This is a genomic window from Gordonia sp. (in: high G+C Gram-positive bacteria) (assembly GCF_049647785.1).
In the GTDB taxonomy this organism is placed as follows: domain Bacteria; phylum Actinomycetota; class Actinomycetes; order Mycobacteriales; family Mycobacteriaceae; genus Gordonia.
Genome location: NZ_JBARYI010000035.1, coordinates 19,789 through 30,349, shown reverse-complemented (window position 1 = coordinate 30,349; position 10,561 = coordinate 19,789). Strand labels below are relative to the sequence as shown.

Annotated in this window: 12 protein-coding genes; 10 read left to right on the top strand and 2 right to left on the bottom strand. The window is 64.1% G+C overall.

The genetic code is table 11. The annotated features are described in order from the left end of the window. Positions 1-75 precede the first annotated feature (75 nt). A complete protein-coding gene (locus tag WBA38_RS05615) occupies positions 76-939 on the bottom strand; it encodes a hypothetical protein (protein WP_424322274.1) in 864 nt (287 codons plus the stop codon). 98 nt (positions 940-1,037) lie between these two features. Between WBA38_RS05615 and WBA38_RS05610 the strand changes: the two genes are divergently transcribed. The 9 genes from WBA38_RS05610 (at position 1,038) to WBA38_RS05570 (ending at position 8,856) form a co-directional block, all read left to right on the top strand. Continuing rightward, positions 1,038-1,988, top strand: coding sequence for a Ppx/GppA phosphatase family protein (locus WBA38_RS05610; RefSeq protein ID WP_424294307.1), 951 nt, complete (start codon positions 1,038-1,040; stop codon positions 1,986-1,988). An 84-nt stretch (positions 1,989-2,072) separates the two neighbouring features. Then, complete coding sequence (locus tag WBA38_RS05605) at positions 2,073-3,098, top strand: hypothetical protein (protein ID WP_424322273.1); 1,026 nt, start codon at positions 2,073-2,075, stop codon at positions 3,096-3,098. Between the two features lie 10 nt (positions 3,099-3,108). Then, the gene (locus WBA38_RS05600; protein WP_424322272.1) at positions 3,109-3,990 is read left to right on the top strand and encodes a sugar phosphate isomerase/epimerase family protein; all 882 of its coding nucleotides are present in this window, start codon (positions 3,109-3,111) and stop codon (positions 3,988-3,990) included. Further along, positions 3,980-4,852: a thioesterase family protein gene (locus WBA38_RS05595; protein WP_424294304.1), complete on the top strand. Its 873-nt coding sequence runs from the start codon at positions 3,980-3,982 to the stop codon at positions 4,850-4,852. The genes WBA38_RS05600 and WBA38_RS05595 overlap by 11 nt, the downstream gene beginning before the upstream one ends. A gap of 78 nt (positions 4,853-4,930) precedes the next feature. Continuing rightward, the gene (gene proC, locus WBA38_RS05590) at positions 4,931-5,809 is read left to right on the top strand and encodes a pyrroline-5-carboxylate reductase (protein ID WP_424294303.1); all 879 of its coding nucleotides are present in this window, start codon (positions 4,931-4,933) and stop codon (positions 5,807-5,809) included. 183 nt (positions 5,810-5,992) lie between these two features. Beyond that, positions 5,993-6,235, top strand: a complete 243-nt coding sequence (locus WBA38_RS05585; protein ID WP_424294309.1) for a helix-turn-helix domain-containing protein — start codon at positions 5,993-5,995, stop codon at positions 6,233-6,235. 252 nt (positions 6,236-6,487) lie between these two features. Beyond that, a complete protein-coding gene (locus tag WBA38_RS05580) occupies positions 6,488-6,589 on the top strand; it encodes a 30S ribosomal protein bS22 (protein ID WP_003402602.1) in 102 nt (33 codons plus the stop codon). 80 nt (positions 6,590-6,669) lie between these two features. Next, on the top strand, positions 6,670-7,728 hold the full coding sequence (locus WBA38_RS05575; RefSeq protein ID WP_424294302.1) for an NAD-dependent epimerase/dehydratase family protein: 1,059 nt from the start codon (positions 6,670-6,672) through the stop codon (positions 7,726-7,728). 57 nt (positions 7,729-7,785) lie between these two features. Further along, the gene (locus tag WBA38_RS05570) at positions 7,786-8,856 is read left to right on the top strand and encodes a lysophospholipid acyltransferase family protein (RefSeq protein WP_424322271.1); all 1,071 of its coding nucleotides are present in this window, start codon (positions 7,786-7,788) and stop codon (positions 8,854-8,856) included. Between the two features lie 85 nt (positions 8,857-8,941). On the opposite strand, the gene WBA38_RS05565 is transcribed toward WBA38_RS05570, so the two are convergent. Continuing rightward, positions 8,942-10,129: an HAD family hydrolase gene (locus tag WBA38_RS05565; RefSeq protein WP_424294027.1), complete on the bottom strand. Its 1,188-nt coding sequence runs from the start codon at positions 10,127-10,129 to the stop codon at positions 8,942-8,944. Between the two features lie 131 nt (positions 10,130-10,260). On the opposite strand from WBA38_RS05565, the gene WBA38_RS05560 reads away from it, so the two are divergent. Further along, positions 10,261-10,503, top strand: a complete 243-nt coding sequence (locus tag WBA38_RS05560) for a glutaredoxin family protein (RefSeq protein ID WP_424294046.1) — start codon at positions 10,261-10,263, stop codon at positions 10,501-10,503. Positions 10,504-10,561 lie beyond the last annotated feature (58 nt).

The following is a 10,561-nucleotide window of genomic DNA, read 5'->3' as shown; positions in this document are numbered from 1 at the left end:
TTCCCGCACTACGTCTGACATAGTGCGGGAATCGACGCATCATGCGAGAACGCGCCGCGCGGGTGGGGTGAGCGCCTATAGCTGCTCGTACTTGAGGTCCGTCTTTCGGCGGGACGTGGCGGCGGCGGTGGCCGGATGGACGGCGACCAGGCCGAGTTCAGTTCGACGACGACAGGCGGCAGCGAGGACCTCGTAGGCGTTCTCGCCGATCAGTTCGACGAGTTCGGGGCGGTACGACTCGAAGACTTGCTTGGCACCGGTGTGCGCCTCGGGCGATCCCGAGCAATACCAATCGAGGTCATGTCCGCCCTCGCCCCAACCACGACGATCGAACTCGGTGATCGTGGTCTTCAAAACCTCGGTGTCGTCGGGCCGAGTTACCCACTCTTCTTCGCGACGCATCGGTAGCTGCCAGCAGACTTCGGGCTTCACCGTGAGCGGTTCGAGGCCCTTGCGCAAGGCCATCGAATGCAGTGAACAGCCCTGCCCCGCGGGGAACCCGGGGCGGTTCAAGAAAATGCAGGCACCGTCGTGCAGGCGAGTCTTCAGGGCGGGTTCGCCTTCGAGGTCGTCGGCTTCAACCAGGTAACCACCCTCATCGAGGGGATCGTCTGCCGAACCCACATCGAAGAACTGCCAATCGTCCTTCGTCAACATCGCCACACCCGCGGCCAACTTCTCACGGTCCTCCTCGTCGCTGAGGTACGCGCCGTGGGTACAGCAACCATCGGAGGGTCGGCTTGCGATGATTCCGTGACAGGCGGGCGTGCCAAAGACGCAATTCCATCGAGACAGGAGCCACGTCAGGTCGGCGGTGATCACGTGATCTGAGTCGTCCGGGTCGACGAACTCGTACCATTCGCGCGCAAAGTCCAACGGGACTTCCGGGACCGGTGCGGCAGGGCGCTTGTTGCCCTTAGATTTCTTGGAGTCAGCCACCATCGTTCTTTCTTCGGTTCAACGACCTACCGTAGTCCCATCGGGCGTTTGGGCACGTCGGGTCGCGTTGAGGCGCGCGGACCAGTAGTTTTGACCACGTGCGACTAGGAGTGCTCGACGTAGGCAGCAACACCGTTCATCTGCTCGTTGTCGACGCGCATCGAGGTGGTCACCCCAGCCCGATGAGTTCGACGAAGGCCGTGCTGCGGCTAGCAGAGGAGATCGACGAGGAGGGCCGGATTACCAAATCCGGTGCCGACGCCCTCACCTCGACGGTAGAAGACTTTTCGCGGATCGCGAAGGCATCCGGCTGCGAACAGGTGATGGCGTTTGCGACGTCGGCGGTCCGCGACGCCACCAACACCGACGAGGTACTCAAGCAGGTCAAGGACGCTTCGGGTCTTACCGTCGACGTGCTCGAAGGAGTCGACGAAGCCCGCCTGACGTCGCTCGCGGTTCGCCGCTGGTACGGCTGGAGCGCGGGCCGCATCCTCACCTTCGATATTGGCGGTGGCAGTCTCGAAATGACCAGCGGCGTCGACGAAGAACCCGACGTCGCGTTGTCGTTGCCGCTCGGCGCCGGTCGGCTGACCCGCGACTGGCTGCCCGGTGACCCACCCAGCAAGCGGCACGTGTCGGTGCTTCGCGACTGGCTCGACGCTGAACTTCGCGAACCCGCGAAGGAACTGTCCGCCGCCGGAAAAGTTGAACTGTCGGTCGGCTCCTCGAAGACCTTCCGATCCCTGGCCCGACTAACCGGCGCGGCACCGTCGGGTGCGGGACCGCGTGTGCGTCGGACTCTCACCGTGAGTGGATTACGACAACTGATTGCGTTCATTTCCCGGATGACGGCGGCCGACAGGGCTGGACTCGAGGGCGTGAGCGCCGACCGTGCGGCACAAATCGTCGGGGGCGCGCTGGTGGCAGAGGCAGCGATGCGGGCCACCGGTGTGGATACACTTGAGATCTGTCCGTGGGCTCTGCGAGAAGGTGTCATCCTTCGACGCCTCGATGCCGAGCCGGCCGGGGCCATGGTGAGTGCTGGCTAGCCGAGTGTCCTCGGTGCGGGCGTCCGGAGAACTTTCGGACACGACATGTTGACAGTTCGACGCTGAAAACGGGGTACCCCAGGTATGGCCAAGGATTCCGGTCCACGAGCAAGGCCGATCACTGTCTCGGAGCTGATTGCTCGATCCGAGACGGATGCGGCGTTCCCGAAGTCCCCTGACGACGAAGGTCGTGCCGGACGACGGACGGTCGGCGCGTCAGGCATGCCGTCGCATCCGCCGGTCAAACCGAAGGCCGAGCCAGCTCCCGATCCGGCGGCCAATGCGGTCACCGGCATTATCCCGATCGTCTACGACGACGAAGAAGACTTTGCGACCGACGGTTTTACCCGGGTTGCCGCCGACGATCTGCTCGGTGTCGACCTGCCGCCCGTCGAATACCGCACCGCACCGGTCACGTCGGGTACACCGGTGGTCGTCGGTGCGGCCGGCGGGGGCCCCGATGTCGCGACGACCGCTCAGCTCCAGTCCCTCGTCGACGGCCCCGAAGCTGATACCGAGATTGATGAACTCGCACTCGTCGACACCGATCTTGATGAGCGCGAGCTGGACGAGACCTTCGACGAGTATGAGACGTCGGTCGAGCCGGAACTCGATGAAGCCGATGACACCCCGGAGATCCTGGCTGCCGCCAAGCCGGACAAGCGTTCGCTGCGTAAGCGGGCACGCCGGGTGAAGGCCGCGAAGAAGTCACAGGCGACTTCGCTGGTCGATGACGCGGAGGTCGGGGACGATCTGGACGAGGCGGGCGGCCTGATCGCCGACTCCGGCGTAGACGCCGAGGCTGTCGGCACCAGTACGTCGGCAAACGTCGACAAGACCGCAGCTCTGGGGTCGTCGGCCCTCATGGGGTGGCTGACGCTGCTCGCCGAAATGGTTGGCGGACTGGTGATCGGTGCCGGCCTGTTCTGGGGCTTTACCGAACTGTGGAAGCGTTACGTGTACTTGGCGCTGATTCTGGCGGTTGTGGTGATCTTCGCGATCGTCACCTTTGCGCACATCCTCCGTAAGCGCGACCTGGCGACCACGCTCCTGGCGCTCGGTGTCGGCATGCTGGTGACCATCGGGCCGCTCGTCTTGCTGGCGGCCTGAGCCGGTACACGTGTCTGAACTCCAATTCCCGATCCCCATTGGGCTCTCCACGGCGTCGGTGTATCCGCAGAACACGGAGGCCGCGTTCCGGTACGCCGCCGACCTCGGCTACGACGGCATCGAACTCATGGTGTGGGGCGACTCCGTCAGCCAAGACGTCGCCCATGTGACGCACCTGTCGCAGAAATACCAGGTGCCGGTGCTTTCCGTGCATGCCCCCTGCCTGCTGATTTCGCAGCGAGTTTGGGGCCGCGATCCGCGGCTCAAACTGCGCCGTTCCGTGCAAGCCGCCGAAGACCTCGGTGCCGGCACCGTGGTGGTTCATCCGCCCTTCCGCTGGCAGCGCGAGTACGTCGCCGCCTTCGACGACCTCGTGGCCGAACTGGAAGCGTCGTCGGATGTGGCTGTCGCGGTAGAAAACATGTTCCCGATGCGTGCCGACCGAATCTTTGGCGCGGGGGAGCGGTCAGCGCGCCGCATGGCCGCACGGGGTGGTGACCCGGGCCGCAGCGCATCGGCGTTCGGTAAGTCGATCGATCCGACGGCGGACGGCTACGAGCACTACACGCTCGACCTGTCGCACGCGGCGACCGCTGGTGCCGACGCGCTCGGCCTGCAGGAACGCATGGGTGCCGGCTTGGAACACTTGCACCTGACCGACGGAACCGGTGCCGCGCACGATGAACATCTGATTCCCGGGGACGGGTCGCAGCCGTGTATCGAAGTGTGCCGCAACCTCGCCGCCAGCAACTTCGCCGGCGCGGTGGTCCTGGAGGTGCAAACGGGATCGGCCCGGACCAAGAATGAGCGCGCCGCGATGCTGGCACGCTCCCTGGATTTCGCGCGGACTCACCTGCGCCGGGAACCGAAAGATGCCAGCCATGTCGACTGACCTCTCATCCCTAACATCCGTGACTCAATTGGGCTCGCCGTCGGACGGGGGCGCGACCTACCGCGCCACGATCGACCCGGTGTTCACAATCGGGCCCAAAGTGCACGGCGGCAGCTTGCAAATGGTGGTCGCGGCGGCAGCTAGGCAGGCCTACCGTGACCTCGGTGGTCCGGATCCCGAAGCCGGGGTGTTGGCCATCGCGTCGGACTATCTGCTGGCACCCGACCCTGCCGAGGTCGACGTTCAGGTGTCGCTGATCAAGACTGGGCGCACGGTGTCGCTGGCGCGCGTGGATGTCCGCCAGCACGACCGCACCATGGTTACTTCCACCGTCACGCTGGGTCGTCCCGATCATGGCGACGCTCACTACCGAGCCGAAACGCCGGTCAGCGACCTGCCGGTCGAACCGCCAGCCGGTTCGGTCGATCTGTACTCCACCCCGATGGGCAACGTCGTCCACCTTGGGGCCGCGCTCGACGTGGTTCTCGACATGGACAAGTTTCCAGCCGCCCGCGGCGAAAAGGGCGAACCGCTGGTGCGCGGATGGACTCGACCCAAGAACGCCGATCGGCAGGCGCCCGGCGTGCGGGCCGACTTCCCGATCCTGGTGGCCGATCTGTCGCCGCCCGTCGTGATGAACCTCGGGATGTTCGGCTGGGCTCCGACGGTCCAGCTGACGACCTATTTGCGACGTATCCCCGACATTGCTCAAGATCGGCCCGACGGCTGGCTGCGATTCGCGGCGACCACCTCCGAAGTCGGTCACGGCATGTTCGCTGAAGATCACGTTGTCCTTGATGCCACCGGCGCGACGGTCGCTCAATCGCGCCAGTTAGCGTTGATCCCCGCAGCGTCCCAATAGCGAAGCTGCTCTAATCGTTTCCTGACTCATCGCGAAAAATCGCGGTGAAAACTTCTTTGTGAAAGGTAGTGGTCGACCATGGCCGAACGCGTCGTAATCATCGGAGGCGGCAAGATCGGTGAGGCACTGCTGGCCGGTTTGATTGGCGCGGGCAAGTCGGCCCGCGACCTCGCCGTCGTGGAACTGTCGCCGGAACGGTCGGCCGAGCTCGTCGAGGATTACGGGATTCGGGTGACCGACGACATCAGCGACGCTGTCGAAGGCGCACGCGTGGTGTTCATCGCGGTCAAGCCCGATGCCGTCGACGGTGTCCTTAGCAAGCTGTCGGTGACCGACGACAACAGCGAACTCGAACGCATCACCGTTACTTTGGTCGCCGGTATCCCTACCTCGCGCTACGAGAATGCGCTGCAGGCCGGTTCGCCGGTCATTCGCGTCATGCCGAACACCCCGATGCTGGTCGGGGAAGCGATGTCGGCCGTCAGCCCCGGACGCTATGCCGAAGAAGAGCAAGTGGCGCTGACGGTGCGACTGCTCGAGTCGGTCGGCAAGGTGACCGTGGTGCCGGAGAAGCTGATGGATGCGGTCACCGCGATTTCCGGCTCCGGGCCCGCGTACTTTTTCCTGATGGTTGAGGCGCTGATCGACGCGGGCGTGGCGCTGGGTCTGACGCGTCCGCAGGCCAGCGAACTGGCCGTGCAGACCATCAAGGGTGCGGGCATGTTGTTGAGCGAATCGGGGCTGTCGCCGCTGGAACTGCGTGCGGCGGTCACCTCGCCTGCCGGTACCACCGCGGCCGCCCTGCGAGAGTTTGAGCGGTATGGCTTGCGGCATGCCGTCAACGAGGCAACGGCTGCCTGTGCTGAAGTCAGCGCGAAAACTGGACGTCGAGTGGAAGTTGAGGGTTCTGGAATGGGCGTTCAACTTGGTGCCGAATCTGCAGGCGAGGCACAATAGCGGCCCAGCCTGCGGGAATGCGGGATTTACGAGCCGTAGCGCGCGGCGAGTCGCCAGCATTTCGCCACTCACGTCGCACTTTTCACATTAGTCACGCTAAGCTGCTGCTAGCACGTACGTGTCTGATGTCCGCCGGAGGGGAAGCCGGTGGCCGCGATGCGTGCACCGAAGGTTGGTATTTTCATGGCTGCAGCAGAAAAGCCTGGTGAACGTAACGATTTCGCAGACCGCGGAGTCAACGGAGCGTCTGCCACTCAGTTCCTCACCGTCGCCGAGGTCGCATCACTGATGCGTGTCTCGAAGATGACCGTCTACCGTCTCGTGCACAACGGCGAACTGCCTGCCGTGCGCGTTGGCCGCTCGTTCCGCGTGCACGCCAAGGCCGTGCACGAGTACCTGGAAACCTCGTACTTCGACGCAGGCTAGGTCGAGCCAATAACCGCCGAGACCCCCGCCCGCCCACGCGGTTGGGGGGCTTCGGCGTTAGGTCGACGGTTCAGTGGGATTAACCAGCACGGCGACAAGTGTGAGGGCCTGATTAGCCTCAGGTTCATCCGGTCGGTAACATAATCGGTCAGGTCGCTGTCGCCTGGTTGTACCCCTGTCGGCGACGGCCCGGCATGAGTCTTTCGGCCAGGCCACTTGAGTCCAATCAGTACCAATCGCGAGGGAGACCCCATGGGTTCCGTAATCAAGAAGCGTCGCAAGCGCATGTCGAAGAAGAAGCATCGTAAGCTTCTCCGCCGCACACGAGTGCAGCGTCGTAAACTCGGCAAATGATCAACCCAGAACCCGCCCTCGTGGCGGGTTCTGTGCTTTCCGGGGTCGGGATAAGCTGACCGCATGACCGAGGATGCAACATGAACGATCAGGCAAACAGTGCACCGCTGCCGCGCTCAGTTCTGGTAACCGGCGCGTCGACCTTCCTCGGTGGCTACCTGGTGGCCAGGCTGGCCGCAAACCCCGACATTGACCGCGTCATAGCCGTCGACTCGCGGGTACCCAGCAAAGCACTGCTGCGCCGCATGGGCCGCGCCGACTTTGTCCGCCTCGACATTCGTCGCCCCGCCATCGCCAAAGTGATCGCCAACTACAACGTCGACACGGTCGTGCATGCGGCCCCGTCGATCATGGACAGCGTCGAACATTCGGCGGCGATCAAAGAACTCAACGTTGTCGGCACCATGCAGGTTGCCGCAGCCTGTCAGCGCAGTCCGTCCGTGAAACGACTCATCCTGCGGTCGAGCGCCATGGTTTACGGCGCCGGACCGGCAGATCCCGTCGTCTTCCTCGAAGGCACACCCGCGCGGAAAGAACCGCGCCGCGGCTACGGACGCGACTTGATCGACATGGAGGGCTACGTGCGCGGGGTGTCGCGCCGTCGTCGGGACGTCGACGTCACGATCCTGCGATTCCAGTCGCTCCTCGGGCCACGCATCCGGACTCGAATGAGCGCCTACTTGGCGCTGCCCGTCGTACCGAAAGCATTCGGCCACCAACCTCGGCTGCAGTTTCTCCACGAGGAAGATGCGCTTGCGGCACTTGAGCACACAACCCTGCACGCCCGGCCGGGCACGTTCAACATCGCGGGCGAAGGGATCGTCAGCCTCTCGCAATGCGTGCAGCGGGCCGGCCACATCCAACTCCCGGTGCCTGGTGCGCTGATCTCGCCCATCGTCGGAGTGATGCAAGACGGACGGCTGCCAATCATCCGGTCGGAAAATACGCCGTACCTGTCGTACGGGCGGGTTGTCGACACCACCCGGATGCGCGAGGAGTTGGGCTTCCAACCGAGGTACTCAACACTCGAAACACTCGACGATTTCATCGCGGGCGGCCATACCGCGCCGGTTATCTCAGCGGGCACCTGGCGAGACCTGGAACACAAAGCGGTGGCGGTTGCCACACGACTTCAGTAGTGGTCCGATTGGGACGTACGATAAGCCAAAGGCGCTTTGAGATCGGGGGTGTAGAAGATGGCGACAGCTGGTAAACCGGGTGATCCACGTACTGCGAAGGTCATTTCGCTCTACACCGATCCCCATGTCCATCGGCAAGCTACGAAATACTCGGGCACCGACCTCAACAATTGGCAGGGCGCCGACGTGACCCCCATTCACGAGGGCATCGATCTCAGCGATGAGCCGACAGCGCCGGTCGCGGAGGTCCGCAATTCGCCGTTGTTCAGTCTCGGTGGACTGCGCAGTGCGGTGGCGGACACGCTGATCTCGACGAGCGGCTTCATCCGCGAACGCATGACCGGTGACTACTCGGTCGACGAGTTTGGCTTCGACCCGCACTTCGCCGAGTCGGTGTGGTTCCCGGCGATTCGGCAACTCTACGAGAAGTGGTTCCGCGTAGAAGTGACCGGAATTGAGAACCTGCCGACCTCCGGCGGCGCGCTGCTTGTCGCCAACCACGCCGGATCAATTCCGATCGACGCGATGATCACCTCCCTTGCCGTCCGCGACAATCACCCAAACCAGCGCTACTTGCGGTTGTTGGCTGCCGACATGGCGTTCGACGCACCGGTGGTCGGAGATGTGGCACGACGCATTGGGGCGACCCTGGCCTGCAACGACGACGCCGACGCCCTGCTGCGGCGCGGGGAACTCACGGCGGTGTGGCCCGAGGGGTACAAGGGCATTGGCAAGCTGTACAAAGACCGCTACAAGCTGCAGCGCTTTGGGCGCGGAGGCTTCGTGACGACCGCCCTCCGGACGAAGGCCCCGATCGTCCCGGTGTCGATCGTCGGATCGGAAGAGATCTATCCGATGCTGGCCGACCTCAAGCCGGTCGCGCGGGCACTCGGGCTGCCCTATTTCCCGATCACCCCGCTATTTCCGCTCCTCGGCCCCCTCGGGGCGGTTCCGCTTCCGTCGAAGTGGCACATCCACTTTGGCAAGCCGATCGCGACCGATAGCTACGACGAGTCGGCCGCCGACGACCCGATGGTTGTTTTCGATCTCACCGACCACGTCCGCGAAGAGATCCAACAGACCCTCTTCCGGATGCTCAGCCGCCGCGGCAGCGTCTACCTCGGCTAGGGGCTCCCGCCCGTTCTCGCATGATGCGTCGATTCCCGCACTATGTCGGACATAGTGCGGGAATCGACGCATCATGCGAGAAGGGTCAGGAGCGGTGCCGCAGGACCTTCGTTGCGACGGCGGCGGCACCGCCAGCTGCGCCTACGACCGCCGCGGTTTGCGCGCCGTACTTGGCGGCCTTGCGGGCGGTGCGGAAGTCGTACTGTTCCCAGCCGCGGACGCGGGCGATCTCGCGTAGGTCGGCATCGGGGTTAATTGCGACGGCCGTTCCGACCAGCGACAGCATGGGGACGTCGTTGTGGGAGTCGGAGTAGGCGGTACAGCGCTTGAGGTTCAGGCCCTCGCGCACCGCGATACTGCGGACGGCGTGCGCCTTACCCGGGCCGTGCAAGATGTCTCCGACGAGACGGCCGGTGAAGACTCCATCGACACTCTCGGCGACGGTCCCCAGCGCACCCGTCAGGCCAAGACGTTTGGCGATGGTCTGAGCTAGTTCGACCGGCGTTGCGGTCACCAGCCAAACCTGTTGACCGGCGTCAAGGTGACGCTGAGCCAAGGCGGCGGTGCCGGGCCAAATCTTGTCGGCGATGTACTCGTCGTAGATTTCCTCGCCCAATCGGACCAGTTCGGAGGTCTCACGGCCCGCGATGAACGACAGTGCCTTGTCGCGGCCCTCGGCGACATCGTCGGCGTTCTCCCTGCCGGTGATCCGGAACTTGGCCTGCTGCCAGGCGAAATTCATGATGTCGCTGTACGAGAAGTAGTTTCGCGACGCTAACCCGCGCGCAAACAAGACGATGGACGCCCCGTGAACGAGCGTGTTGTCCACGTCGAAAAATGCGGCCGCCGTGAGGTCGGTGTGTTGGCCGCCATCAGTATCTGGGGTGCGGGCGCGCAGTGATTCGATGGCGGCTTTCGCGGCTGCCTCACCGGCGAGAGTCTGACGGAGTTCGCCAGCGGTCTGACGGAAACGCCCTGCCCGCTCGCTGAGCCATTCGGCAACCCGGCGGGCCTCGGCGTCCCGGTCCGCCGCAGCGGCTTCTTCCGGATTGAGTTCGACGCCGACCTCGATGAGACCGCCATCGCGATCCTCGAGAACGTCCTCGTGCTCTTCGATGTCGAACTGCTCAGCTTCAAGCTCGGCTGCTTCGTGAGCATCGGCATCGAGTTCGTCGGCTTCGTCGGACGACAGGTCGCTGTCGAGGTCGGGAAATTCGGGATCAGCGAAGAGTCCATCGTCGGAATCGGAATGGTCCATCGAATTGCGGCTCACAAGCCACCTCCTTCGCCATGGAAACGATTGGCACTCAGCCTATCGCGGGACCGACGGCCTCGCCCCGAGCCTACGTCGACCGCAGAGTGATCTTCTCTACACTTGCAAGTGTGGAAGCCGTTGTTGAAGTGATGTCCCGCGCCGGATGCACGGCTTGTGCCCGGGCACACCAAGAATTGACTGTCATCCTGGCCGACTACGATCTGACCCCCGTTGTCGTCGACGTCGACCAGCGTGCTGCGGAAGGCGACAAGTTTCCGCGTGCGGAGTACGGCGATCGCGTCCCCGTGGTCGTCCTGAACGGGCGGGAACACAGCTACTGGGAGGTCGACGAACGACGTCTTCGTGCCGACCTTGATGCCCTGCGCCAGTAGTTCGGTACGTGGGCGGCACGATCTTCGCGATTCCGGCGGCGAGGAGGGCGCGTGCGCG